19 protein-coding genes are annotated in these 25,940 nt (G+C 71.7%); 11 read left to right on the forward strand and 8 right to left on the reverse strand.

Annotation, left to right across the window (positions count from 1 at the left end; genetic code table 11):
- Positions 1-381: 381 nt before the first annotated feature.
- The gene (locus ACFWB8_RS29730; protein WP_385233809.1) at positions 382-840 is read left to right on the forward strand and encodes a DUF4232 domain-containing protein; all 459 of its coding nucleotides are present in this window, start codon (positions 382-384) and stop codon (positions 838-840) included.
- 25 nt (positions 841-865) lie between these two features.
- Here the strand turns inward: ACFWB8_RS29730 and ACFWB8_RS29735 are convergent, their stop codons facing one another.
- From ACFWB8_RS29735 to ACFWB8_RS29745, 3 genes are all read right to left on the reverse strand, one after another.
- Entirely contained in the window at positions 866-3,229 is a 2,364-nt protein-coding gene (locus tag ACFWB8_RS29735) for an ABC transporter permease (protein ID WP_385233813.1), read from the reverse strand.
- Positions 3,229-4,041: an ABC transporter ATP-binding protein gene (locus tag ACFWB8_RS29740; protein WP_385233815.1), complete on the reverse strand. Its 813-nt coding sequence runs from the start codon at positions 4,039-4,041 to the stop codon at positions 3,229-3,231. Before ACFWB8_RS29740 ends, ACFWB8_RS29735 begins: the two co-directional genes overlap by 1 nt.
- A gap of 137 nt (positions 4,042-4,178) precedes the next feature.
- Complete coding sequence (locus tag ACFWB8_RS29745; protein WP_385233818.1) at positions 4,179-5,321, reverse strand: PP2C family protein-serine/threonine phosphatase; 1,143 nt, start codon at positions 5,319-5,321, stop codon at positions 4,179-4,181.
- Positions 5,322-5,437: 116 nt separating this feature from the next.
- On the opposite strand from ACFWB8_RS29745, the gene ACFWB8_RS29750 reads away from it, so the two are divergent.
- On the forward strand, positions 5,438-6,673 hold the full coding sequence (locus ACFWB8_RS29750) for a GNAT family N-acetyltransferase (RefSeq protein ID WP_385233821.1): 1,236 nt from the start codon (positions 5,438-5,440) through the stop codon (positions 6,671-6,673).
- Positions 6,674-6,694: 21 nt separating this feature from the next.
- Here ACFWB8_RS29750 and ACFWB8_RS29755 read toward each other — a convergent pair whose 3' ends face one another.
- Positions 6,695-7,504: an Fpg/Nei family DNA glycosylase gene (locus ACFWB8_RS29755; RefSeq protein ID WP_385233824.1), complete on the reverse strand. Its 810-nt coding sequence runs from the start codon at positions 7,502-7,504 to the stop codon at positions 6,695-6,697.
- 67 nt (positions 7,505-7,571) lie between these two features.
- The gene (locus ACFWB8_RS29760; RefSeq protein ID WP_267753748.1) at positions 7,572-8,057 is read right to left on the reverse strand and encodes a ribose-5-phosphate isomerase; all 486 of its coding nucleotides are present in this window, start codon (positions 8,055-8,057) and stop codon (positions 7,572-7,574) included.
- A gap of 218 nt (positions 8,058-8,275) precedes the next feature.
- On the opposite strand from ACFWB8_RS29760, the gene ACFWB8_RS29765 reads away from it, so the two are divergent.
- The gene (locus ACFWB8_RS29765) at positions 8,276-9,709 is read left to right on the forward strand and encodes an amino acid permease (RefSeq protein WP_385233828.1); all 1,434 of its coding nucleotides are present in this window, start codon (positions 8,276-8,278) and stop codon (positions 9,707-9,709) included.
- Between the two features lie 84 nt (positions 9,710-9,793).
- On the opposite strand, the gene ACFWB8_RS29770 is transcribed toward ACFWB8_RS29765, so the two are convergent.
- Positions 9,794-10,378 (reverse strand): biotin transporter BioY, encoded by a 585-nt coding sequence (locus ACFWB8_RS29770; RefSeq protein WP_385233831.1) that lies wholly within the window; start codon positions 10,376-10,378, stop codon positions 9,794-9,796.
- A 286-nt stretch (positions 10,379-10,664) separates the two neighbouring features.
- On the opposite strand from ACFWB8_RS29770, the gene ACFWB8_RS29775 reads away from it, so the two are divergent.
- The 3 genes from ACFWB8_RS29775 to ACFWB8_RS29785 all read left to right on the forward strand — a co-directional run bounded on the left by ACFWB8_RS29775 (position 10,665) and on the right by ACFWB8_RS29785 (position 14,300).
- The gene (locus tag ACFWB8_RS29775; RefSeq protein ID WP_385233834.1) at positions 10,665-12,074 is read left to right on the forward strand and encodes an amino acid permease; all 1,410 of its coding nucleotides are present in this window, start codon (positions 10,665-10,667) and stop codon (positions 12,072-12,074) included.
- A gap of 98 nt (positions 12,075-12,172) precedes the next feature.
- A complete protein-coding gene (locus ACFWB8_RS29780) occupies positions 12,173-13,573 on the forward strand; it encodes an amino acid permease (RefSeq protein WP_385233836.1) in 1,401 nt (466 codons plus the stop codon).
- Positions 13,574-13,643: 70 nt separating this feature from the next.
- Positions 13,644-14,300 carry a superoxide dismutase gene (locus ACFWB8_RS29785; RefSeq protein WP_385233839.1) on the forward strand — a complete coding sequence of 219 codons (657 nt, stop codon included), beginning with the start codon at positions 13,644-13,646 and terminating at the stop codon, positions 14,298-14,300.
- A gap of 125 nt (positions 14,301-14,425) precedes the next feature.
- Here the strand turns inward: ACFWB8_RS29785 and ACFWB8_RS29790 are convergent, their stop codons facing one another.
- Entirely contained in the window at positions 14,426-15,073 is a 648-nt protein-coding gene (locus tag ACFWB8_RS29790) for a DsbA family protein (protein ID WP_385233842.1), read from the reverse strand.
- A 111-nt stretch (positions 15,074-15,184) separates the two neighbouring features.
- Here ACFWB8_RS29790 and pepN point away from each other — a divergent pair, with 111 nt between their 5' ends.
- The 4 genes from pepN (at position 15,185) to ACFWB8_RS29810 (ending at position 23,097) form a co-directional block, all read left to right on the forward strand.
- Positions 15,185-17,737, forward strand: coding sequence for an aminopeptidase N (pepN, locus tag ACFWB8_RS29795; RefSeq protein WP_385233845.1), 2,553 nt, complete (start codon positions 15,185-15,187; stop codon positions 17,735-17,737).
- A gap of 152 nt (positions 17,738-17,889) precedes the next feature.
- Positions 17,890-18,849 carry a hypothetical protein gene (locus ACFWB8_RS29800; protein WP_385233848.1) on the forward strand — a complete coding sequence of 320 codons (960 nt, stop codon included), beginning with the start codon at positions 17,890-17,892 and terminating at the stop codon, positions 18,847-18,849.
- Positions 18,850-18,924: 75 nt separating this feature from the next.
- Positions 18,925-19,491 carry a CGNR zinc finger domain-containing protein gene (locus tag ACFWB8_RS29805; protein ID WP_385233851.1) on the forward strand — a complete coding sequence of 189 codons (567 nt, stop codon included), beginning with the start codon at positions 18,925-18,927 and terminating at the stop codon, positions 19,489-19,491.
- Between the two features lie 273 nt (positions 19,492-19,764).
- Positions 19,765-23,097 (forward strand): S8 family serine peptidase, encoded by a 3,333-nt coding sequence (locus tag ACFWB8_RS29810; protein ID WP_385233854.1) that lies wholly within the window; start codon positions 19,765-19,767, stop codon positions 23,095-23,097.
- Positions 23,098-23,150: 53 nt separating this feature from the next.
- Here ACFWB8_RS29810 and ACFWB8_RS29815 read toward each other — a convergent pair whose 3' ends face one another.
- Positions 23,151-24,638 carry a M28 family metallopeptidase gene (locus tag ACFWB8_RS29815; RefSeq protein ID WP_385233857.1) on the reverse strand — a complete coding sequence of 496 codons (1,488 nt, stop codon included), beginning with the start codon at positions 24,636-24,638 and terminating at the stop codon, positions 23,151-23,153.
- Between the two features lie 252 nt (positions 24,639-24,890).
- On the opposite strand from ACFWB8_RS29815, the gene ACFWB8_RS29820 reads away from it, so the two are divergent.
- Positions 24,891-25,919, forward strand: coding sequence for an aspartate-semialdehyde dehydrogenase (locus tag ACFWB8_RS29820; protein WP_385233860.1), 1,029 nt, complete (start codon positions 24,891-24,893; stop codon positions 25,917-25,919).
- The last annotated feature ends 21 nt before the right edge of the window (positions 25,920-25,940 follow it).

Below are 25,940 nucleotides of genomic sequence, written 5' to 3' on the forward strand. Positions count from 1 at the left end.
GCGCAGCACGCCCCGCGGCGGGTCGGGCCCTTGGGACACCCCGCAACGCGCCGGGCCGGCCCGCCCCGGGCCACCGCCCGGCGGAGCCGGGGATGCGGCACCCGGAACCGGGTCGGCCGCCCGAGGTCCCCCGCAGCGCGCCCGGCGGGGTCGGGCTCCCGAAGCGCCCGCGGGCGGTGGGCGTGGGGGTGGGGGTCGTAGGGTCGGGGGATGGTGACGAGGGTGTGGGTGCGGGGAGTTGGCGGGGTTTTGGCGTTGGTGGGGGTGTTGGCGGGGTGTGACGTGCCACCTGCGCCGCGAGCCGTGTCGGGGGCGACGGCGGACGCGGACGCGGACGCGTCCGGGAAGGGGCCGAAGGCGTCGGCGAAGCCGAGTGCCGGGGTGAGCGCGACGGGTGGGGAGGAGTGTCCCGAGGGCGGGGTGCGGGTCCTCGAAGGGAGCGGGAACGCGGCGATGGGGCTGCGGGTGGCGGACGTGCAGCTGGTCAACTGCGGTGCGCAGCCCTACGTACTGGACGGCTACCCGGACGTGCGCGTGCTCGACAAGCAGCGCCGGCCGGTGGAAGTCGCCGTCGGGCACGGGTCGAACGGCATCTCCACCGGCAGCGGTCTCGACTCCGCTCCGGAGCAGGTGACGCTCCAGCCCGGGCAGGCCGCGTCGGTGGGGCTGCTGTGGCGCAACCTCGTCACCGACTCGGCCGTGCCGGCCGCGGAGGGCTGGGTGCTGGACATCGGGCCCCGGCCCGGCGCGCCCCGGCAGACCCTGGTGCTCACGCACTCCATCGACCTCGGCAACACCGGGAAGCTCGGGGTCGGCCCCTGGGTGGCCGTCCGGCGCTGACCCGGGGCGCCGCCCCGCCCCCGCCCTACCCCCGCATCCGCAGGGCCCGGCGGGCCGGGAGGGTGGTGGACGTCAGGGCCAGGGCCAGCGCGGCGGCCGCGAAGGAGCCGTACACGAGGGGCGGGACGTACGGGGAGGTGCCCGTGACCGCGTTGGTCAGCGGGATCAGTGTCGCCAGGGCGATCGCCGAGCCCAGGCCGATGCCCGCGCAGCCGACCAGCAGGGCCTCCCAGCGGAGCATGCGCAGCACCTGGCGGCGGGTGGAGCCGACGAGGCGCAGCATGTGCAGTTCGCGGCGGCGGTCCAGGACGGTCATGACCAGGGTGTTGGCGGCGGCGACGGCCGCGAAGCCGCCGAGGACGGCCGCCATCGTGGTGTTGGCCCAGGCGTTGAGCTCCCGGTCCAGGCTCCGCTCCGCGGTCCAGGCCGAGGCGGACACCGCGGGGCCGAGGCCGGCCGGCAGCGGGCCGCGGACCAGGAGTTCGGTGGCCCGGCCCGCGGTGGTGTGGGGGTTCAGGTCGGCCGCCGGGAAGGTGATCTCGCCGAGGCCGAGGCCCCGGGTGTAGACCGCCACGATCTCGGGGGTGGTCCGGGTGCCGTCGGGCATGCGCAGGTCCATGCGGTCGCCGACCGAGGCGTGCGAGGCGTCGGCCAGGGTGCGGTCGACGGCCACGGTTCCGGGGGCGAGGCGTGCGAGCGAGCCCTCGCGGACGCCAAGGTCCTGGACGGCGGCGAGGTCGCCGGTCACGCCCTGGGCCGAGGCCGACCGCAGCGAGCGGTCGCCGCCCGTGCCGGCCACCACGAGGACGGAGCCGCGGGTGACGGCGACTCCGGCGCCGCTCGCCACCGCATCCGAGGACGGGTCCGCGATGACGTGGTCGGCGAGCAAGCCCGCCTGCTGCTGCTGGCGTACGGCCCGGTCCTCGCTGGTGTGCAGGAAGACCAGCGTCGAGGAGAAGGCCATGGCGAGGACGATCGGGGTGATCGCGGAGGCCAGCCGGCGGGCGTGGGCGCGGGAGTTGGCGGCTGCCAGTGAGCCGGAGGCGCCGCCGGCGCGCAGCGGGAGTCCGATCACGGCGGCGCAGGCGCGGGCGATCAGCGGGCCGAGCAGGGCCACGGCCAGCATGAAGAGCATGACGACGCCGAGCGCGGCATTGGCGGCGTCCTCGCCGGTGGCGGTGGCGGCCAGGCCCGCGCAGGCGGCGCCGCCGGCCAGGGCGGCGAGCCCCAGCGGGGTACGGATCCAGCCCGGGCGCAGGCGTTCCACGGCGGCCGCGGCGAGGGCCAGGCCGGGGCGGATGCGGGCGGGCCGGCGGGCGGCGGCCCAGCCGGCGAGCAGGGCCGAGACGAGGCCGATGCCGGCGGCGCTGACCAAGGGGATCCAGGAGACGGACAGTTCGACCCCGTCCGGGATCGCGCCCTTGGCCTGGAGCCGGCCGAACCACCAGGAGGCGAGGGCGATGCCGGGTACGCAGCCCAGCGCGCCCGCGACCGGCGCGACGAGCAGGGCTTCGGTGGCGACCGTACGGCGGATCTGGCGCGGGGTGGCGCCGATCGCGCGCAGCAGTGCGTACTCGCGGGAGCGCTGCCCGACGGAGAGCGCGACGGTCCCGGCAGCGGTGAAGACGGCGACGAGGGTGGCGATGCCGCCGAACGAGCCGCCGAGGCCGGCCAGCAGCTCCTTGGCGCCGTCCAGTCGGGGATCCACGCTGCGGTCGGAGCCGGTCAGCACCCGGGCCCGGCCGTCCAGGACCTCCCGCGCCTTCGCGGGGTCGGCGCCGAACAGCACGATGGCGTCGAGGGTGTCGGGGTGCCCCGACAGGGCGCGGGCCTCGGCGTCGGAGAACCAGACGCCGGGCCCGGCCGTGTGGCCCACGACCCGGAACTCCCGCTTCCCGACCGGGGTGTCCAGCCGTACCTGCCGGGTGCCCGGGTCGCCGCCCAGGACGATTTCGCCCGGGGCGGCCGGAGCCCGGCCGGCGCTGAGCTCCGTACCGCTGAAGGCGGTGGAGCCCCAGCCGTACGCGTCGAGGGTGCGGCCGTCGCCCTCCCGTACGGGGAACACCACGTCCGGCACCGCCCGCCCCAGCGGGGCCAGCCGGTCCAGCAGCGCGGCGTCGACCCGGGCCTGCTCCGGGACCCGCGCATAGGTCTCGTACTCGCCCTCGCCGCTGCCCACCCGCAGGCGGGCCTGCTGGTCGGCGGCGACGACGACGGGGGCCTCGGCGTACCGGGTCGGCGGGACGCTCGCCCGCACTCCGCTCTCGAGCAGGATTCCGCAGGCGGAGACGATGGCGACGGTCATGAGCAGGGCGACGAAGGTGCCGACGAACGCGGCGGGGCGAAAGCGCACCGCCGCGCGCGCCAGGCCGTTGGGGCGCGGGAACATCAGGCGGCCACTCCCGCGCAGGAGGCGGCCGGGCGGGCGGTGAGCGTCGTCATGCGGGCGGCGATGGCCGTGGCGGAGCTGCGCGGCAGCCGGTCCGCGATCAGGCCGTCGGCGAGGAAGAGCACCTGGTCGGCGTGGGCGGCGGCGACCGGGTCGTGGGTGACCATGACGACGGTGGCGTGCAGCGAGTCGACGGCGTCCCGGAGCAGGCCGAGGACCTCCGCGGCGGTGGTGGTGTCGAGGGCGCCGGTGGGCTCGTCGGCGAAGACGACGTCGGGCCGGGTGACGAGGGCGCGGGCGATGGCGACGCGCTGCTGCTGGCCGCCGGAGAGTTCGGCGGGGCGGCGCCGGCCCTTGCCCGCCAGGCCGACGCGGGCGAGCAGGTCGGCCGCCCGGTCCCGGTCCTGGCGGCCGCCCGCGAGGCGCATCGGGAGCAGCACGTTCTGTTCGACGGTGAGCGAGGGCAGCAGGTTGAAGGCCTGGAAGACGAAGCCGAGGCGGCTGCGGCGCAGTTCGGTGAGCTGGTTCTCGTTCATGCCGGTGATCTCGGTGCCGCCGAGGCGGACGGAGCCCCCGGTGGGCAGGTCGAGTCCTGCGGCGCACTGCAGGAACGTGGACTTGCCGGAGCCGGAGGGGCCCATCACGGCGGTGAAGCTGCCGCGCGGCAGGCTGAGGTCGATCCCGCGCAGCGCGTGCACGGCTCCGGCCCCCCGCCCGTACTGCCGCCGGACACCGCGCAGCTCGACGGCGGCGGTGGAGCCGTACCGCTCCCCCGTTCCATCGCCGCGCCGCTTGCTCCGCAGGAACCCCATGATGTGCCGCCTTTCGCGTCCGCCGGCCATGTGTTGACCGTGCCTTCGACGCTACGGATCGCCGGGAGGCCCGGGCCATGGCGGGAGCTGGCCGGTCGACGGTGGGGAAAACCCCACCTCGCGGGCTGGGGAGGGGCTCAGGCCGAGCGGCGGATGAGGAGGAGGGCGCGGTCGTCGTTGACGTCCTTGGCGACCTTTTCGATCAGGTGCCAGGCCGCGCCGTCCCAGCCGGCGGCCACGTAGCGGTCGGCTTCGCCGGTGAGGCGGTCGATGCCCTCGCTGATGTCGCGGTCAGCCGTCTCGACGAGGCCGTCCGTGAACAGCATCAGGACGTCGCCGCGCCGCAGGTTTCCGCGGGCGGGTTCGAACTCGGCGCCGTCGTAGACGCCGAGCAGCGGGCCCTCGCCCGACTTCTCCTGCCAGCGGCCGGTTCCGGCCGAGAGCTGGAGGGCGGGGAGGTGGCCGGCGGAGAGGAGTTCGTAGTCGCCGGTCTCCAGGTCCAGGACGAGGTGGATGGAGGTGGCGAAGCCCTCGTCCCAGTCCTGGCGGAGCAGGTAGCCGTTGGCGGCGGGCAGGAAGCCGTGCGGGGGCAGTGCGCCGAGCAGGCCGCCGAAGGCGCCCGAGAGCAGCAGGGCCCGGGAGCCCGCCTCCATGCCCTTGCCGGAGACGTCGGTCAGCACGATCTCCAGGGTCCGGCCGCCGTTCGTGCGGGCCGCCACCACGAAGTCGCCGGAGAAGGACTGGCCGCCGGCCGGGCGCAGGGCCATCTCGCGGTGCCAGCCGCGCGGCAGGGCGGGCAGCTTGCTCTGCACCCGGATCCGTTCGCGCAGGTCGAAGAGCATGGTTCCGCCGCGCCGCCAGGGCACGCCGACGCGGCTGCGGAACTGTGCGATGACCAGTCCGAAGAACCCGCAGGCGGCGACGACCAGCACGGTGCCGGGGGTGACCCGGGCGGGCCCCTGGGTGTACGGGCCGAGGACGAGGGCCTCGACGATGAGGGCCGCGGCGGAGGCCGCGTACAGGGCGAGCAGGCTGGCGGGCCGCAGCAGCAGGCCGCCGGCGACGATCGGCAGGACGAGCGCGGCGGGCGAGAACCAGACGGGCAGCATCAGCGTGCCGCAGGCGATGGCCGGGATGGTCAGCAGCAGGCCGGCGAAGGCGAGCCAGTCGGAGGCGTCTCCGCGGAAGTAGTCGACGGCGGATTTGCGCAGGGCGGTGCGGGCCCGGTGCGACAGCTTGCGCGCCCGGGCCAGAAGGGGTTCCACACGTGCTCCGGCCATTGTCCGGGACCCTATCCATCCTCGCTGTGAGCGCGCAGGGGTACCCCCGCACCGGGGGTCCATCGGCGGCGGAAAAGGCTTCGACCGGGACGGAATGCCCTGATAGGGATGGCCGTATGGCTCTTGAGATGCGTGAATTGCAAGCTGATGAGTGGGATGTCTGGTACGACCACCTGGAACTGGCGTTCGGCGGCGTGCCCGAGTCTCCCGCGGAGCGGAAACTCTACAAGTCGCTGACCGAGACGGAACGTTCTCTCGGGGTCTGGGACGGCGAAACCTGTGTGGGCTCCGCCGGCGCGTTCTCCTTCCGCCTCTCGGTGCCGGGCGGCGCGCTGGTCCCGGCCGCCGGGGTCACCATGGTGGGCGTCTCCCCCACCCACCGCCGGCGCGGGGTGCTGACCTCGATGATGCGCCGCCAATTGGACGACATCCGGGCGGGTGGCGAACCGATCGCCGTGCTGACGGCCTCGGATCCGGCGATCTACGGGCGCTTCGGCTACGGCACCGCGGCGTACGCGATGGCCGTCGACATCGACACCACCCGGGTGGCGCTCTCCGTGCCGCCGGGGACCGAGGACGTACGGCTGCGGCTCGTCGATCCGCAGAAGGCGCTGGCCGACTGCGAGCGGGTGTACGCCGAGCTCGTCACCCGGCGCCCCGGGATGCCGGCCCGCCAGCCGGGCTGGGAGCTGCTGGGGCTGCTGGACCCCGCGGCCATGCGGGAGGGCGCCTCCCCGCTGAAGTGCGTGGTGGCCGAGGGGCCGGACGGCGAGGTCGTCGGGTACGCCCGCTACCGGGTCAAGGCGGACTGGGAGCAGACCGGTTCGGACGGCAAGGTCCGGGTCCAGCAGGTGGAGGCGCTGGATCCGGCGGCGTACGCGGCGCTGTGGCGGTACTTCTTCGACATCGACCTGACCTGGTGGGTGCAGGCGTACGGGCGGCCCGTGGACGATCCGGTGCTGCACCTGGTCAGCGACATCCGGCGGACCCAGGCCCGGCAGCGCGACGCGCTGCACGTGCGGCTGGTGGACCTGCCCGCGGCGCTGGAGGCCCGGGCGTACGGGACCCCGCTGGACGTGGTCATCCAGGTCGAGGACGCCTTCTGCCCGTGGAACGAGGGCCGCTGGCGGCTCGCGGCCGACGCCGGGGGCCGGGTCTCCTGTACGCGTACGGACGCGCCGGCGGAGCTGGAGCTGCCGGTGCGCGAGCTCGGCTCCGCGTACCTGGGCGGGGTCACCCTCACCTCCCTGGCGGCAGCTGGCCGCGTGCGCGAGCTGCGCCCCGGGGCGGTGGCGGAGGCCTCGCGCGCCTTCGCGGGCGACGTGGCTCCCTGGCTCCCGCACGGGTTCTAGGCGGGGCGGGCGGGGCCGGCGCTAGCGCTTCTGGCAGCCCGGGCACCAGAAGAGGTTGCGGGCGGCGAGACCGGCGGTGCGGATCTCGCCCCCGCAGATGTGGCAGGGCATGTTCGCCCGTCGGTAGACGTACACCTCGCCGCCGTGGTCGTCCACCCGCGGCGGGCGGCCCATGGCCTCGGGCAGGTGCTCGTCGCGGACGGTGTCGATGCGGTTGTTCCGTACGCCCTCGCGCATCAGCGCGGCCAGGTCCGCCCACATCGCGTCCCATTCGCCGCGCGCGAGGTCCTTGCCGAGCCGGTACGGGTCGATGCCGTGGCGGAAGAGGACCTCGGCGCGATAGACGTTGCCGACGCCCGCGACGATCTTCTGGTCCATGAGCAGGGCGGCGATGGTGGTGCGGGAGCGCGAGATCCGCGCCCAGGCGCGCTCCGGGTCGTCGCCGCCCCGCAGCGGGTCCGGGCCGAGCCGGTCGCTCACGGCCCGCTTCTCCTCGTCCGTGATCCACGCGCAGGTGGTCGGGCCGCGCAGGTCCGAGTACCCGTCGTCGTTGGCCAGCCGCAGCCGGACGGTGTCGGTGGCCGGCGGGGCCGGCGCGGGGCCGAGGGCGTACTTGCCGAAGAGCCCGAGGTGGATGTGGATCCAGCCGCTGCCCTGGAAGCCCAGGAAGAGGTGCTTGCCGTGGGCGTCGACCCCGTCCAGGATCCGCCCGTCGAGCAGGGCCGCGCTCTCGGCGAACCGGCCCTGGGGGCTGCTGACGGCGACCTCCCGACCGGCGAACCGGTGCAGGTGGTCCTCGGCGAGGCGGTGGATCGTATGCCCCTCGGGCACGGCTGTACTCCTTGAACACGAAAACGGCCGTGCCCCCGGGGGATCCCGGAGACACGGCCCGGCGGGGTCAGCCCTGCGGGTGGTGGGCCGGGATCGGGGGGAGCTCGCCGGTCTGCTCGTACGCCGAGAGCATGTCGATGCGGCGGGTGTGGCGCTCCTCGTCGGAGTACGGGGTCTTCAGGAAGGCGTCGACGAAGCTGACGACCTCGTCCTCTGTGTGCATGCGGCCGCCGACGGAGATGACGTTGGCGTTGTTGTGCTCGCGGCCCAGCTCGGCGGTCTGGACGCTCCACGCGAGGATGGCGCGGATGCCCTTGACCTTGTTCGCGGCGATCTGCTCGCCGTTGCCGGAGCCGCCGATCACGATGCCGAGGCTGTCGGCGTCAGCGGCGGTCTTCTCCGCGGCCCGCAGGCAGAACGGCGGGTAGTCGTCCACCGCGTCGTAGATGTGGGGCCCGCAGTCGACGGGCTCGTGGCCGTTGTTCTTGAGCCAGTCCACCAGGTGGTTCTTGAGCTCAAAGCCGGCATGGTCGGATCCGAGGTACACGCGCATGGTTCGAGTGTGGCACGAGCGGCCCCGGCGGCCCGCAGCGGGTGTCGCGTAAGTCACTTCTAAAGCTCAAGTAAACCCAAAGAACGCAGATGGGACACCGCGGACCAAGGTCCTGGACGTTCGCCCCTACGCAACGATCCGGATTGGGGTCTTCCGCCTTGCGTTCATCTCAGGTTTGAATGCCGGGGCTCGCAATCCGAGAACCTAAGGATCCGTCCATGAGCTCCACGACGACCCTTCAGAAGGCAGGCGACCCGACCGGTGAACCCGGTTCGCCCCAGCCCTCCGACGGTTTGAAGGCCGGTCTCAAGAACCGCCACCTGTCCATGATCGCCATCGGCGGTGTCATCGGCGCCGGCCTGTTCGTCGGCTCCGGTGGCGGTATAGCCAAGACCGGCCCCGCCATCCTGATCTCCTACGCGCTGGTCGGCGCGATGGTCGTCTTCGTGATGCGGATGCTCGGCGAGATGGCCGCCGCCAGCCCGAACTCGGGCTCCTTCTCCGCCTACGCCGACCGTGCGCTCGGCCGCTGGGCCGGCTTCTCCATCGGCTGGCTGTACTGGTTCTTCTGGGTCGTCGTCCTGGCCGTGGAGGCCACCGCGGGCGCCGTGATCCTCGAAGGCTGGGTTCCGGCCGTCCCGCAGTGGGCCTGGGCGCTGATCGTGATGGCCGTGCTGACCGTCACGAACCTCGGCTCCGTCGCCTCCTACGGCGAGTTCGAGTTCTGGTTCGCGGGCATCAAGGTCGTCGCCATCGGCGCGTTCGTGATCATCGGCATGCTCGCCGTCTTCGGCGTACTGCCGGGCTCGGACAACCCGGGCGCGGGCTTCGCGCACCTCACCGACGCCGGCGGATTCATGCCGAACGGCTGGGGCTCGGTCCTCACCGGTGTGCTGATGGTCGTCTTCTCCTTCATGGGCAGCGAGATCGTCACCCTGGCCGCCGGCGAGTCCGAGGACCCGCGCCGCGCGGTCACCAAGGCCACCAACTCGGTGATCTGGCGGATCGGCGTCTTCTACCTGGGCTCGATCTTCATCGTGCTCACCCTGCTGCCGTGGAACGACAAGTCGATCGTCGACAAGGGCTCGTACGTCGCCGCCCTGGACTCGATCGGCATCGCGCACGCCGGCCAGATCATGAACGTGATCGTCCTGACGGCCGTGCTGTCCTGCCTGAACTCGGGCCTCTACACCGCCTCCCGCATGGCGTTCTCGCTGGGTGAGCGCGGTGACGCCCCGAAGGCCTTCGCCAAGGTGAGCAAGCGGGGCGTTCCGACGGCCGCCATCCTGGGGTCCGTGGTCTTCGGCTTCGTCGCCGTCTACTTCAACTACGCCTACAAGGACACCGTCTTCAACTTCCTGCTGAACTCGTCGGGCGCCATCGCGCTCTTCGTGTGGCTGGTCATCTGCCTGACCCAGCTGCGGATGCGCAAGATCCTGGTGCGCGAGGCGCCGGAGAAGCTGACCGTCAAGATGTGGCTCTTCCCGTACCTGACCTGGGCCACCGCCGCGATGATCACCTTCGTCCTGGGCTACATGGTCTACGACAAGGACAACCGCGAGACGGTCCTGCTCTCCCTGCTGGTGGCGGCCGTCGTGCTGGTCATCGGCGTGGTGCGCGACGTCCGCCGCAAGGCCGCAGCGCGCGCCTAGTCCCGTCACGCCAGTCCCGTACGGACGACAGCAGCCCCGGACCGCCGCTCGCGGTCCGGGGCTGCCGCATGACGCGGGGGTGTGTCAGCCGCGGCGGCCCACCAGCTTCCAGGCGGCCGGCAGCACGCCCATCGCCAGCGCGGCCTTGAGCGCGTCGCCGATCAGGAACGGGGTCAGGCCCGCCGCGACGGCCGCGCTCGCCGACATCCCGGTGGCGGCCATCAGGTAGGGCACGCCCACCGCGTAGATGACGGCCGAGCCGAGCACCATCGTGCCCGCCGTACGCGGCACCGAGCGGTCGGCGCCGCGCCGCGCGAGGGCGCCGACGAGGGTGGCGGCCAGCAGCATGCCGAGCACGTAGCCGAAGGAGGCGCCGCCCGCGCCGGAGGTGCCGCCCGCGAACCACGGCACTCCGGCCATGCCGACGAGGGCGTACAGGGCGAGCGAGAGGAAGCCGCGCCGGGCGCCGAAGGCGGTGCCCACCAGCAGGGCCGCGAAGGTCTGCCCGGTGACGGGGACCGGCGAGCCGGGGACGGGCACCGCGATCTGCGCGGCCAGGCCGGTGAGTGCGGCTCCGCCGGCGACGAGCGCGATGTCGCGGACGCGGCTCGCGGGCAGCAGGTCGGCGAGGACGGCGCCGGGCCGGAAGGAGACGGAAGCAGTGCTCATCGGGGGCTCCGCGAGGTGGTGGGTGACGGGACGATCACCGACGTTAGTGCGGAGCACGCCGCCGCCCCACCGTCGCCCGGGACAAAGCCGTACTCCCCGGTTTGGTGGGGACCGGACAAAGAGCCGGACTTACACCTGAGTTGAAGTGATCCGTATCACGGGCCACATTCGAAGACACGTCCTTTTTGCTCCCGCGGGCGTCCTCCAGAGAGACTGTAGGTTCCCGCCAATCCCTTGTGCAGCCCCCAGCGCCGCTTGGCCGACCGAGAGTACGAGCATCCCCCTCATGCGTGACCACCTGCCCGATCCGAACGTCACCGCGGGCGGCCCGCCCGCGGATTCCCCGGAGCCCCTGAGCCACGGCCTCAAGCAGCGTCACCTGACCATGCTGGGCCTCGGCGGCGTGATCGGCGCCGGGCTCTTCGTCGGCTCCGGCGCCGGCATCGGCATCGCCGGCCCCGCGATCATCTGCTCGTACCTGCTCGCGGGCGTGCTCGCGATGCTGGTGATGCGGATGCTCGGCGAGATGTCGGCCGCGATGCCCGCCTCCGGCTCCTTCTCGGTGTACGCGGAGAAGGCCTTGGGGCGCTGGGCCGGTTTCTCGGCGGGCTGGCTGTACTGGTTCCTGCTGGTCGTGGTGCTCGCCGTGGAGGCGACCGGCGCCGCGAAGATCGCGAACGGCTGGCTGCCCGCGGTCGACCAGTGGGTGTGGGTGCTGATCTTCATGGTGGTCTTCACCGTGACCAACCTGGCCGCGGTGCGCAATTTCGGGGAGTTCGAGTTCTGGTTCGCCGCCCTCAAGATCGGCGCGATCGTGCTGTTCCTGATCCTGGGGACCCTGGCGATCTTCGGCCTGCTGCCCGACACGGATCCGATCGGCATGGCCAACCTGAGCGGCCACGGGGGCTTCTTCCCGCAGGGCATGGGCGGCGTGGTCGCCGGCATGCTCGCGGTCGTGTTCGCCTTCGGCGGTCTGGAGGTCGTCACCATCGCGGCCGCCGAGTCCGACGACCCGGCCCGGTCCGTGGCCCGCGCGGTGCGCAGCGCCGTGTGGCGCATCCTCTTCTTCTACGTCGGCTCGATGCTGGTCATCGTGACCCTGCTGCCGTGGGACTCGCTCGAGCCGGGCGAGAGCCCGTACGTCGCCGTCCTGGACTCCATCGGCATCCCGGCGGCCGGCCAGATCATGAACATCGTGGTGTTCGTGGCGCTGCTGTCGGCGCTGAACGCGAACCTCTACGGCTCCTCGCGCATCGTGTTCTCGCTGGCCGAGCGGGGCGAGGCGCCGGGCGCGCTGCTGAAGGTCTCGGGCAGCGGTGTGCCGCGCCGGGCGGTGTTCGCGTCGGTGGCCTTCGGGTTCGTGTCGGTGGTGCTGAACCTGCTGTGGCCGGACACGATCTTCCTCTACATGCTCAACGCGGTCGGCGCGGTGCTGCTGTTCGTGTGGGCGCTGATCGCCGTCTCGCAGCTGCGGCTGCGCTCCAGGATCGAGCGGGACATGCCCGAGCGGCTGACGCTGCCGATGTGGCTGTTCCCGTACGCGACGTGGGCGGCGCTGATCGGGATGGCGGTGGTGCTGGTGCTGATGCTGTTCGACGACTCGGCCCGGCCGCAGCTGCTGTGGTCCTCCGGCGCGGCCGCGGCGGTGCTGGTGGTGGCGGGCGTGCGCGAGATCCGGGCCCGCCGGGCCGCCTGACGGGTCTCTCGTACGAGAGGGATCACGGGCAGTGAGTCCGGTGTCCGGATCATGGACAAGATCCGTCCGATTATCGGACGGTAGGCAGACTTGCCCGCATGAGCCAGCGCACCCTCACACCCCCCGAATCCCAGGCGCCGCAGTCCGGAGCCGGATCCCCCCTCGGCAACGGACTCAAGCAGCGCCACCTCTCGATGATCGGCCTCGGCGGGGTCATCGGCGCCGGACTCTTCGTGGGCTCCGGCGCCGGCATCGCGGCCGCCGGTCCCTCGATCGTCATCGCGTACGCCGCGTCCGGCCTGCTCGTGATGTTCGTGATGCGGATGCTCGGCGAGATGTCCGCCGCCAACCCCGCCTCCGGCTCCTTCTCGGTGCACGCGGAACGGGCCGTCGGCCCCTGGGCGGGCTTCACGGCGGGCTGGATGTTCTGGACGCTGCTGTGCGTGGGCGTCGCCATCGAGGCCATCGGCGCCGCGCACATCATGACCGGCTGGTTCCCCGGCACCCCCGCCTGGATGTGGGTGCTGCTCTTCATGATGGTCTTCACCGGGAGCAACCTGGGCGCCGTCTCCCACTTCGGCGAGTTCGAGTTCTGGTTCGCCGCCCTCAAGATCGGTGCCATCGCCCTCTTCCTGGGCCTGGGCGTCCTGGCCGTCCTGGGCCTGCTGCCCGGCACCGCGTCCCCCGGCACCGCCAATCTGCTGCACGACGGCGGCTTCCTGCCCAACGGCATGGAGGGCCTGCTGGTGGGCCTGCTCGCCTCCGTGGTCGCGTACGGCGGCCTGGAGACGGTGACCATCGCGGCAGCCGAGTCCGACGATCCCGTCAAGGGCGTGGCCACGGCCGTGAAGACCACCATGTGGCGGATCGCGGTGGTCTACATCGGTTCCATGCTGGCGATCGTCACCCTGCTGCCGTGGAACGACCCGGCGGTGACCGAGGCCGGCCCGTACGCGGCCACCCTTGACCACCTGGGCATCCCGCACGCCGGCCAGGTCATGAACGTGGTCATCCTCATCGCCCTGCTCTCCGCGATGAACGCCAACATCTACGGCGCCTCGCGCATGGCCTACTCCCTCGTCTCCCGCGGCCAGGGCCCCAAGGCACTGGCCAAGGTCAGCGGCGGGGTGCCGCGCCGCGCGGTGCTGCTCTCCTCGGGCTTCGGATTCGTCACCGTGCTGCTGTCGTTCTGGTACCCGGACACCCTCTTCGCCTGGCTGCTCAACATGGTCGGCGGCGTCATCCTCGTCGTCTGGGGCTTCATCGCCGTCTCGCAGTTCCTGCTGCGCCGCCGCCTGGAGCGCGAGGCACCGCAGAAGCTGGTCGTGAAGATGTGGGGCTTCCCGTACCTGACCTGGGTGGCGCTGGCCGCGGTCGCCGGTGTGCTGCTGCTGATGGCCCTCGACCAGGACACGCGGGTCCAGGTGGTCTTCACCGGCGGGCTGACGGCCGCCCTCGCCGTGACCGGATACGTGATGCAGCGCCGGCGACCGGAATAGATACTATTAGCGTGCAGTTGCGCATTACTTGCAATAAGCAGTCGGCACGCTGAGGGGACCGGACACACGCATGGCCATCTACACGCTTCCCGAGCTTCCTTACGACTACGCGGCGCTGGAGCCGGTGATCAACCCAGAGATCATCGAGCTCCACCACGACAAGCACCACGCGGCCTACGTCGCCGGTGCCAACTCCACGCTGGAGCAGTTGGAGGAGGCGCGCGACAAGGAGAACTGGGGCGCGCTGAACGGCCTGGAGAAGAACCTCGCGTTCCACCTCTCCGGCCACATCCTGCACAGCATCTACTGGCACAACATGGCCAGCCCGAAGACTGGCGAGGGCGGCGGCGAGCCCACCGCGGCGGACGGCCTGGGCGACCTGGCCGACGCGCTCACCGGGTCCTTCGGCTCCTTCGCCAAGTTCAAGAAGCAGCTGACCTTCGCGGCCTCCGCGACGCAGGGCTCCGGCTGGGGCGTGCTGGCGTACGAGCCCATCAGCGGCCGCCTGATCGTGGAGCAGGTCTACGACCACCAGGGCAACGTCGGCCAGGCCTCCGTGCCGGTCCTCGTCTTCGACGCCTGGGAGCACGCCTTCTACTTGCAGTACAAGAACCAGAAGGTGGACTTCATCGAGGCCATGTGGAACGTCGTCAACTGGCAGGACGTGGCCAAGCGCTACGCCGACGCCAAGGCGAACACCCCGCTGCTGATCCCCGTCAAGGGCTGATCACCGCCCGAAAGCCGTCCGCCTCGTGATCGTCTTCTCAGCCTTCGCGTGCGGGCGTTCCCACCGGAAGACCCCCGCGAGGACATGACTCGCGGGGGTCTTCCGCGTCGTGCGCGTCCACCGGACTACTCGAAGGACGGGTCCTGGGTGCGGGTGCGCTTGATCTCGTAGAAGCCGGGGATGGAGGCGACCATCAGGGTGCCGTCCCACAGCCGGGCGGCGGCCTCGCCGCGCGGGGCCGGGGTGACCACCGGGCCGAAGAAGGCCACCTCGGCGCCATCGGCTCCGGGCACGGAGATGACCGGGGTGCCGACCTCCTGGCCGACGCGGTCGATGCCGTCGTTGTGGGAGGCGCGCAGCACCTCGTCGTACTCGTCGGAGTCGGCGTAGTGGATCAGCTCGGCGGGCAGGTCCACCTCGGCCAGCGCGTCGGCGATCGCCTCGCGGGTCGGGCCCTGGCCGTCGTTGTGGAAACGGGTGCCGAGTGCGGTGTAGAGCTTGCCGGTGATCTCGTCACCGAACTTCTGCTGGGCGGCGACGACCACGCGCACGGGAGCCCAGCCCTTGGGGCCGAGCAGCTCGCGGTAGCGCTCGGGCAGCTCCTCCAGCTTGTTCTCGTTCAGCACGGCGAGGCTCATGACGTGCCAGCGGACCTCGACGTCGCGGACCTTCTCGACCTCCAGCATCCAGCGGGACGTCATCCAGGCCCAGGGGCAGAGGGGGTCGAACCAGAAATCGACCGGGGTCTTCTCGCGCACCTGGGTGTCGGCCATGTCTCTCCTCAAGTCGAAGCGTTCCTCCTGCGCAACCAGCCCGCCTCCGGCCGCATTCCCCATGGCAGGATTCGGTGAGGTCAGGATTCGCGATCACACCGAGGAGTACATGTGCCCGGCAAGAGTCTGTCCCGTGACGAGGCGCGCGAGCGGGCCGAGTCGCTGTCCGTCGACGGCTACGAGCTCCTCCTCGACCTGAGGTCCGCGGTGGACGAGGCCGAACCGGCCGAAGGCCCCCGTACCTTCCGCTCCGTGACGAAGATCCGCTTCCGGGCCACCGCCCCCGCCACCTTCGTCGACCTGGTCGCCCCCTCGGTCAACAGCGTCACGCTCAACGGGCGCGAGCTGGACCCGGCCGTCGTCTTCGACGGCTCGCGGATCGCCCTGGACGGGCTGGCCGCCGAGAACCTCCTCGTGGTGGACGCGAACTGCGCGTACAGCCGCACCGGCGAGGGCATGCACCGCTTCGTGGACCCCGAGGACGGGGAGGTCTACCTCTACACCCAGTACGAGCCGGCCGACGCCCGGCGGGTGTACGCGAACTTCGAGCAGCCTGACCTGAAGGCGCCCTACCGCGTCGAGGTGACGGCGCCCGAGGGCTGGCAGGTGTGGAGCAACGGGGTCGAGGAGTCCCGCGAGGGCGAGACCCGGCGCTTCGCCGAGACCGCGCCCATCTCCACGTACATCACCTGCGTGGTGGCGGGGCCGTACCACTACGTGACGGACACCTACACGCGCGGGGACCTGACCATCCCGCTGGGTGCGATGTGCCGCAAGGGGCTCGCGAAGCACTTCGACGCGGACGACGTCTTCCTCGTCACCAAGCAGGGCTTCGACCTCTTCCACGAGCTGTTCGACTACCCGTACCCCTTCGGCAAGTACGACCAGGCCTTCGTGCCGGAGTACAACCTGGGCGCGATGGAGAACCCGGGGATGGTGACCTTCCGGGAGGAGTACATCTTCCGCGGGAAGGTCACGCAGGCCTCGTACGAGCGGCGCGCGAACACGATCCTGCACGAGATGGCGCACATGTGGTTCGGCGACCTGGTCACCATGCAGTGGTGGGACGACCTGTGGCTGAAGGAGTCCTTCGCGGACTTCATGGGCTCCTTCGCACTGGTCGAGGCGACCCGCTTCGACCAGGCGTGGGTCACCTTCGCCAACAACCGCAAGGCGTGGGCCTACCGCGCCGACCAGCTGCCCTCCACGCACCCGATCACGGCGGACATCCCGGACATCGAGGCCGCGAAGCTGAACTTCGACGGGATCACGTACGCCAAGGGCGCGGCGGTGCTCAAGCAGCTCGTCGCGTACGTCGGGCGGGACGCGTTCCTGGAGGGCTCGCGGCGGTACTTCAAGGCCAACGCGTACGGGAACACGACGCTGGACGACCTGCTGTCGGTGCTCGGGGAGGTCTCCGGCCGGGACATGGCCGAGTGGTCGCGCGCCTGGCTGCAGACGGCCGGGGTGAACTCGCTGACCCCGGTGGTGACCTGTGACGCGGGCGGACGGGTGACCGAGCTCGCGGTGGTCCAGGACGGCGACGAGCTGCGCCCGCACCGGGTCGCGGTCGGGCTCTACCGCCTGGAGAGCGGCTCCCTGGTCCGGTACGCGCGGGCCGAGGCCGACGTGGCGGGCGCGCGCAGCGTGGTCCCCGAGCTGGCGGGGCAGGACCGGCCCGACCTGGTCCTGGTCAACGACGAGGACCTCACCTACTGCAAGGTGCGCTTCGACGAGAGGTCGGCGCAGACCCTGCGGACGCACCTGGGCGACGTGGCGGACCCGCTGACGCGGGCCCTGTGCTGGTCCGCGCTGTGGAACCTGACGCGTGACGCGCTGATGCCGGCGCGGGACTTCGTCTCGATGGTCCTGGCCCACGCCGGCCGCGAGACGGACGTCGGCGTCCTGCAGATGCTGCACACGCAGGCGCTGTCCGCGGTCGCCCACTACGCGACGCCCCAGTGGCGCGAGCAGGGCGGGCGGGTGCTGGCGGCGTGCGCGCTCCAGGAGCTGCGCTTCGCGGAGCCGGGCTCGGAGCACCAGCTCACCTGGGCCCGCTTCTTCGCGGCGAGCGCGGCGACGGAGGGCGACTTCCAGCTGCTGCTGGGGCTGCTGGACGGTTCGGCGCGGATCGACGGGCTCGAGGTGGACCAGGAGCTGCGCTGGGACTTCCTGCTGCCGCTGGCCGCGCACGGGGCGGTGGACGAGGGCGTCCTGGCCGCGGAACTGTCGCGGGACGACACGGCGTCGGGCAAGCGCTACCAGGTGCGGTGCCTGGCGGCGCGGCCGTCGGCGGCGGTGAAGGACCAGGCCTGGGCGGCGGTGGTCGAGTCGGACAGCCTGTCCAACGCGCTGGTGGAGGCGACCGTCGCGGGCATGGAGCAGCCGTCGCAGCGGGAGCTGCTGGCGCCCTTCGAGGAGCGGTACTTCTCCGTGATCGAGCGGGTCTGGGCGGAGCGGTCCATCCAGATCGCGATGACCGTGGTGCGGGGGCTGTACCCGTCGCTCCAGGATTCGCAGTCCACGGTCGAGGCGACGGACGCGTGGCTCGCGGCGCACGAGTCGGCCGCGCCTGCGCTGCGCCGGCTGGTGCTGGAGTCCCGCGACGACCTGGCCCGCGCCCTGCGCGCGCAGCGCTGCGACGCGGCGGCGTCCGCCGAGTAGTCCCGCGGTTGCGCTCCCGGGGCTCCGCCGCCCCGGGAGCGGATCCCCCATCGGCATTCGAACGCCCGTACTTTAGCCCCGGCTTGTCCGAGTTTGTCGACGGGCGTGTAACAGGCGTTAGCGGGGCCACGGTCCGAGGGAATCACCGCGTCATGAACCACAACGCGCCCCTCCCCCTCGCCCACCTCACCGGCACCCGCCCCCGGGTGCTCTCCCTCGCGCAGCTCCGCGAGCACGGCGTCTCCGCCTCCGAAGCCGCCGGGCGGCCCTGGCAGCAGGTCCTGCCCGGGGTGTTCCTGCTGCACTCCGGGCCCGCGACGAGCGAGGAGCGGCTGCACGCCGCCCTGCTGTACGCCGGCCGGCGCGGCGACGAGGCCATGATCACCGGGCTGGCCGCGCTCGCGCTGTACCGGTTCGCCTCCGCGCCCGCCCTGCTGGGCCTGGGCCACATCGACGTACTCGTGCCGAACACGCGGCGGCTGCGGTCCACCGGGGACGTGCGGATCGTCCGGGCGCACACCCCGCCCCGCCCGACGGAGGTCACCGGACTGCCCGTGGCCCCCGTCGCGCGGGCCCTCGCCGACGCCGTCGCCCAGCTCTCCGACGCCACCACCGTACGCCGCCTGCTCAGCGAGGCCGTCCGCGGCGGGCACTGCGAACCGGCCGCCGTCGTACGGGAGCTGACGGTCGCCCGGCTGCTGAACCGGCCGCACGTGGTGGACGCGGTCGAATCGCTGCTCGCCGAGGGCCGCGCCATCGCCGAGGACCGGCTCTACCAGCTCGTACGGGGCTTCGACCTGCCCGAGCCGGTCTGGAACGTCGACCTGCGCCTGCCGGGCGGACCGCACCTGGGCGGGGTCGACGCGTACTGGCCCGAGCACGCCGTGGCCGTGGAGATCGACACCCGCGCCCCGCGCCAGGGCGAGGACGAGCAGTGGTCGGAGTCCGTGCGCAAGCGCGAGACCCTGGAACGGCTCGGGGTGACCGTCCTGCACGTCACCCCGCGCAAGCTCCGCGACTGGCCCGAGCAGCAGGCCGCGGTCGTGCGGACCGCCCTGACGGCTTCCGGCGACCACGACCCCGCCGCCTACCTGGTCGTGCTCCCCCGGTGAAGCGGCAGCGGCGAAGCCGGTGCCAACCGGCCACGTACCCTTGAACGGTTAGTGGGCGACAGAAGGAGCACGGCGATGACGGAACAGACGGCGGACCCGCGTCCGCTGACCGGCGAGCCCCTCGCCCTCGACCTGCTGAACACCCGCTGGGTACGGGACGGTGAGCCCGCCGACCTCTTCGCCGGAGCCTTCGGGCTGACCCGGGTCGAAGGACTCGCGCTCTGGCTGCGGAGCACGGGGCTGGACGGCCGCTTCCGCTCCGACGCCGCGACCCTCGTCCACCTGCTCACCGCCCGCGAGGCGCTGGCCCGCGCGGTCGCGGACCCCGCCGACGAGAGCGCCCGCTCCCTGGTCGACTCCGTCCTGGAGCACGGCCGGATCCGCGCCACCCTGACCCCCGAGGGGCCGGGCGAGCGGGCCGAGTTCGCCGACCCCGCCTGGGGTCCGGCCTGGACGGCCGCCCGCGACTACCTGGACCTGCTGGGCTCGGCGCCCGGCCGGATCCGCACCTGCGCCTGCGAGACCTGCTCGCTTCGCTTCCACGACACCTCGCGCAACGGCACCCGGCGGTGGTGCTCCATGGCCGCCTGCGGCAACCGGGCGAAGGCCTCGCGCCACTACGCGCGCACGCGCGAGCGCTGAACGCGCGAAAGTTGTCACACCCGATCCGAGACGGGGCCCCGCTCCGCCACTGACGTGCGGTCGGGAAATCGATAAATCAACTCTTCAACCCCTGCGGGTCGTACCGGTTCATGGCGGTACGGCCCCTCTGGCGTTTCCTCCGCACTGGCGAGTGTCCGCCATGGCAGGTATCGGTCAATGACAACCCTCCCCAAACAGCTGTCACTTGCGCAAAGCTGACCGGTCATCCGGCACCGAAATCCGGACCGTTTCTTTCACTTACCAGGGATGCTGATGACCCTCGAATCCCCCAGCTCCATACCCGGGGCCAGACGCGTCGCGCGCGTCGCGGCCGCGGCCGGCCTGGTGGCCGCCCTCGCGGCCACCGGCGCCGTACCCGTCTTCGCGGCGACCGGCGCCGACAAGCCGGGCACCCCGGGCACCACGCCGGCCGTCAAGTCGGCCGACCAGAAGCTCGGTTCGGCGGACGCCGAGCTGCTCCAGGAGGCCAAGGCCAAGGGTGACGCGACCGTCACCGTCATGGTCGCGACCGCCCCCGGCCAGACCAAGCAGGTGGCCGACCAGCTCGACGCCGTCCAGGGCGCCTCGGTGGGCCAGACGTACGACAAGCTCGGCTACGTCCGCGCCACCCTGCCCACCGGCAAGGCGGAGGCCGCCCTCAAGGCGGCCGCCAAGCTGTCCTCCGTGCACGGCATCGACCTGCGGCACGAGATCCAGCTGCCCGACCCGCGCCCCGACGCCGGCAAGGACGCGGGGAGCACGCGGAAGACCGCGGGCGAGACCTACCCCGGGCCGGACAAGAACACCCCCGCGAAGAACCCGTACAACCCGTCCTTCGAGACCGGTTCGCTGGACTTCCTGAAGAACAACCCGCAGGCCGACGGCCGCGGCGTCACCATCGGCATCCTGGACTCCGGCGTCGACGTCTCGCACCCGGCGCTCCAGAAGACCACCACCGGCGAGCGCAAGATCGTCGACTGGGTGACGGCGACCGACCCGATCGCCGACGGCGACGCCACCTGGCGCGCCCAGATCACCCCGGTCACCAGCGCCGGCGGCACCTTCACCGCGGGCGGCCAGAGCTGGAAGGCTCCCGAGGGCAGCTTCCAGTGGAGCCGCTTCAGCGAGTCGATCACCGCCACCGGTGACATGAAGGGCGACGTCAACCGGGACGGGGACACCACCGACCGGTTCGGCCTGCTCTACGACGTCGCCGCCGGCACCGTCCGCGTCGACACCGACCAGGACGGCGACTTCACGAACAACGAGCCGATGAAGCCGTACAAGGACGGCTACCAGATCGGCTACTTCGGCACGGACAACCCGGCGACCGACGTCGCCGAGCGCATCCCGTTCGTGATCGAGATCCGCAAGGACGTCCCGATGGACCCGCTGGGCGGTGACTGGGTCGGCAAGAAGGCCGACTTCGTCAACGTCGGCATCATCGAGTCCGAGCACGGCACGCACGTCGCGGGCATCACCTCCGCCAACAGCCTCTTCGGCGGCAAGATGAACGGCGAGGCGCCCGGCGCGAAGATCGTCTCCTCGCGCGCCTGCAGCTGGTCCGGCGGCTGCACCAACATCGCGCTGACCGAGGGCATGATCGACCTCGTCGTCAACCGCGGCGTCGACATCGTCAACATGTCGATCGGTGGCCTGCCGGCCCTGAACGACGGCAACAACGCGCGTTCCGAGCTCTACAAGAACCTCATCGACACCTACGGTGTCCAACTCGTCATCTCGGCGGGCAACGAGGGCCCCGGTATCAACACCATCGGCGACCCCGGTCTCGCGGACAAGGTCATCTCCGTGGGTGCCGCGGTCTCCAAGGAGACCTGGGCCGCCAACTACGGCTCCGGCGTCACCAAGAAGTACGACATGTTCCCCTTCTCCTCGCGCGGTCCGCGTGAGGACGGCGGTTTCACGCCGACCATCACCGCCCCCGGTGCCTCGATCAACACGATCCAGACCTGGCTGCCCGGTGCGCCCGTGAAGGAGGCCGGCTACGACCTCCCGGCCGGTTACGGCATGCTGCAGGGCACCTCGATGTCCTCGCCGCAGGCGGCGGGCGCCAGCGCCCTGCTGATCTCGGCCGCGAAGCAGCAGCACATCGCCCTCACCCCGGCGAACCTGCGCATCGCGCTCACCAGCTCCGCGAAGAAGATCGACGACGTCCCGGCGCACGCCCAGGGCTCGGGTCTGATCAACATCCCCGGCGCGTGGGAGTCCATCCAGCGCGGCGCGAAGGCGAACGACTTCACCGTCTCGGCGCCGGTCGACACCGCGATCGACCAGTTCCTGAAGACCCCGGGCTTCGGCACCGGCGTCTACGACCGTGAGGGCGGCCTCAAGGTCGGCCAGAAGAAGGTCTACAACGTCGTCGTCACCCGCACCACGGGCGTCAAGTACGGCACCCCGCACAAGCTGTCGTGGCGCTACAACGACGGCACGTTCAAGGTCCTCAGCGACTACGACTACGTCACGCTGCCCCTGAACAAGCCGGTCACCATCCGCGTCGAGGCGAAGGCCAAGACGGCCGGCGTGCACAGCGGCATCCTCCAGCTGGACGACCCGACCACCGAGGGCATCGACAAGCAGATCCTCTCCACGGTCGTCGTCTCCACCCCGCTGGCCAAGCCGTCGTTCGCCTACTCGGACACCTCGTCCGTGCAGCGCAACACCCACAAGTCGTACTTCGTCACCGTCCCGGCGGGCGCCAAGACCCTCGAGGTCGCCCTCGGCGGTCTGAAGCCGGGCAGCCAGACCCGCTTCATCTCGATCCACCCGTACGGTGTGGGCGTCGAGGACAGCGCGACGACGCAGTGCTACCCGAACTACGACAACCCGGCGAACCTCTGCCGCCCCGACCTGCGTTCGTACGAGAACCCGCAGCCGGGCGTCTGGGAGATCGAGGTCGAGTCGCGCCGTACGTCGCCGCTGCTCGACAACCCGTTCAAGCTGGACGTCTCGGTGCTCGGCGCGGGCTTCGACCCCGCCGTCAAGGTCCTGCCCGAGGTCAAGAAGGGCACCCCGGCCCCGGTCCAGTGGAGCGTCAAGAACGACGGTGCGGCCATCTCCGGCGGCAAGCTGCAGGGCGGTCCGCTCGGTTCCGCGAAGGTCGCCAAGCCGACCATCGCCGCCGGTGAGACCCAGACCAGCGAGGTCGTGATCGGCGAGGGCGTCTCCCGCCTCGACGTCGCGATCGGCAACGTCTCCGACACCGGTGCCGACCTCGACCTCGAGGTCTACAAGGACGGCGTCAAGGTCGGCTCCTCCGCCGACGGCGACTCCGACGAGGCCGTCAGCCTGGTCAACCCGGCCGCCGGCACCTACACGGTCAAGGTGATCGGCTACGCGATCCCGGCCGGCACCACCACGTACGACTACCGCGACGTGTTCTTCTCGGCCGCCCTGGGCTCCGTCCAGGTCGACGAGGGCGCCGCGGTGAACCTCGCCAACGGCGCTTCGGCGAACGTCTCGGCGAACGTCCTGGTCAACAGCGAGGCCCCCGCGGGCCGCCAGTTCTTCGGCCAGGTCAAGCTGCTCAACGGCCGCGGCACCGCCGCCGGCACCGGCAGCGTGCAGATCGACAAGGTCCTTCCGTAGTACCTGCAAGCCGAAGGGGCGGTGCTCTGACGAGCACCGCCCCTTCGGGCTTTCTACTTGCCGAGCGACCGCAGGGACTCGGCGTAGGTGCCGACCGCGTGGGCGATCACGTCCAGGTTGGTGTCGAAGGCCCCCAGGTCCAGGTTCTTCAGGTTGTCGCCCGCCCCGTGGTAGTTCGGGTCGTACGGGGCTCCGGCCGTGCCGCCGTGGCGCTCGGCCTGCTCGGCGGTCTTGATGCCCTCGGCGCCGGTGAAGGTGCCGCCGGCCGGGATGCCGTTCGCGATGAACGGGCCGTAGTCGGAGCGGCCGTCGAAGTCACTGCCCTCGTGCGGCTCGTGCTTCTTGTCGAGGAAGCCGTTGATCAGCGCCTCGATCTGCGCGGAGCCCGCCGGGCCCGCGCCCTCGCCGACGTCGTCCGAGTCGTCGCCGTCGTAGACGAACTGCACCGGGTTCGGTGAGGCGATCATGTCGAAGTTCAGGTAAAGGGCGATGTCCTTCTTCTGCTTCTCCGAGAGCTGCGCGACGTAGTGCTCGGAGCCCAGCAGGCCCAGCTCCTCCGCCGACCACCAGGCGAAGCGCACCTTGTTGGCGGGCCCCTTGCCCTTCTTGTTGGCGCCCTCCTCCGCGAGCTCGAGGGCGACCTCCAGCAGACCGGCCGAGCCGGAGCCGTTGTCATTGATGCCCGGCCCCTCGGGCACCGAGTCCAGGTGGGAGCCGACCGCCACGACGCGGTCGGAACGCCCGCCCCTGGTCTCGGCGATCACATTGCGCGTGGTCTTCTTGACGTGCTCCTGGTCCAGGTCCAGGCGTACGGTCACCTCGCCCCGGGCGGCGGCCGCGGTCAGCGCCTCGCCGTCGGCCAGGGTGATGCCCGCGCTCGGGATCACGCCGTCGGCGGGCGAGGAGAATCCGCCGCGGACGGGGGTGGTGCCGCTGTGGTTGTAGACGATGACGCCGAGGGCGCCGGCCGCCGCGGCGGCCTTCTCCTTCTCCACGAAGGTGCAGGCGCCGCGCTTGACCAGCGCGATCTTCCCGGCGAAGGCACCCGCCGGGTAGTCGGCCGCGTCGCAGCCCGGGGTCTCGTCGACCCGGGCGAGGGCGAGCGGGGCGACGAGGCCGCCGGCCGGGGTGGACCGGGTGAAGGTGAAGGCGGCGGTGGCCAGGTCGCGGGTGTCGGGGCCGAGGACGGTGGTCCTCTCGGTCTTCGTGTGCGCCTCGTAGATGTCGAAGTCCTGGTACGAGACCTGGTAGCCGGCCTTCTTCAGCGTGTCGTGGACGTAGGCCGCGGAAGCCGCGTGGCCGGGCGTGCCGGCGGCCCGGTTCCCGCCGTTGGCGTCGGCGATCTGCTGGAACTTCGCCAGGTGGCGGTAGGCACCGCGCGCGGAGACCTCCTCGACCAGCTCCTTGGCGAGCCGGGACTCGCGCGGATGTGCGGCCGCCGGGGTGGCGGTGGCGGTCAGCAGTACGGGTGCGGCGACGGCGGCGGCCGCGAGTGCGGCGAGCGCCGGTATGGACCGGCGGCGGTGGCGGATGGCGCGCACGGTGTTCCTCCCCAAGTACGAATGTCGGACGGCCGTGTCCGGATAGCGGGCACGACAGACCGGACGCTAACCGGCCGCGACCAGGCAAAACGGAGGTTCGGGGGCGGTGCAACACGCCCGTCACGGACTCGTCACGGGGGTTCGCATTCAGGACACCGTCCGTTCCTCGGACAATGGATTGGACAAGCCTCGTGGGGTCGAACGCATGATGGCTCCACGCGCGCCCGCGTCGTACGTACCAAAGGAGTCACCGTGAGGGTCGGAATCGTCGGAGCCACCGGACAGGTCGGCGGAGTCATGCGCGGCATCCTGGCCGAGCGGAAGTTCCCGGTGGACGAGCTGCGGCTGTTCGCCTCTGCCCGCTCCGCGGGCTCGACGCTCGAGTGGCAGGGCCGGGAGATCACCATCGAGGACGCCTCCACGGCCGACTACTCCGGCCTGGACATCGTGCTCTTCTCGGCCGGCGGCGCCACCTCCAAGGCCCTCGCCGAGAAGGTCGCCGCGCAGGGCGCCGTCGTGATCGACAACTCCTCCGCCTGGCGCAAGGACCCCGAGGTCCCCCTCGTCGTCTCCGAGGTCAACCCGCACGCGATCAAGAACCGCCCCAAGGGCATCATCGCGAACCCGAACTGCACCACCATGGCCGCGATGCCGGTGCTGCGCCCGCTCCACGACGAGGCCGGTCTGACCGCGCTCGTCGCCACCACCTACCAGGCCGTCTCCGGCTCGGGCCTCGCGGGCGTCGCCGAGCTGCGCACCCAGGCCTGCGCGGTCTCCGAGGCCGCCGACCAGCTGACCTTCGACGGCGGCGCGGTGGACTTCCCGGAGCCGGCCGTCTACAAGCGGCCCATCGCCTTCAACGTCATCCCGCTGGCGGGCTCGATCGTGGACGACGGCTCCTTCGAGACCGACGAGGAGCAGAAGCTCCGCAACGAGTCCCGCAAGATCCTGGAGATCCCGGAGCTCAAGGTGTCGGGCACCTGCGTGCGCGTGCCGGTCTTCTCGGGCCACTCCCTCCAGATCAACGCCCGCTTCGAGCGCCCGCTGAGCGTGGAGCGCGCGTTCGAGCTGCTGAAGGACGCCCCGGGCGTGGAGCTGTCCGAGATCCCGACCCCGCTCCAGGCGGCCGGCAAGGACGCCTCGTACGTGGGTCGCATCCGCGCCGACGAGACCGCCGAGAACGGCCTCTCGCTGTTCCTCTCGAACGACAACCTGCGCAAGGGCGCGGCACTGAACGCGGTGCAGATCGCCGAGCTCGTGGCCGAGGAGCTGCGCGGCTGATCCCGCTGATCGCACGACCGA

This window comes from Streptomyces sp. NPDC060031 (assembly GCF_042736805.1).
Taxonomy (GTDB): domain Bacteria; phylum Actinomycetota; class Actinomycetes; order Streptomycetales; family Streptomycetaceae; genus Streptomyces.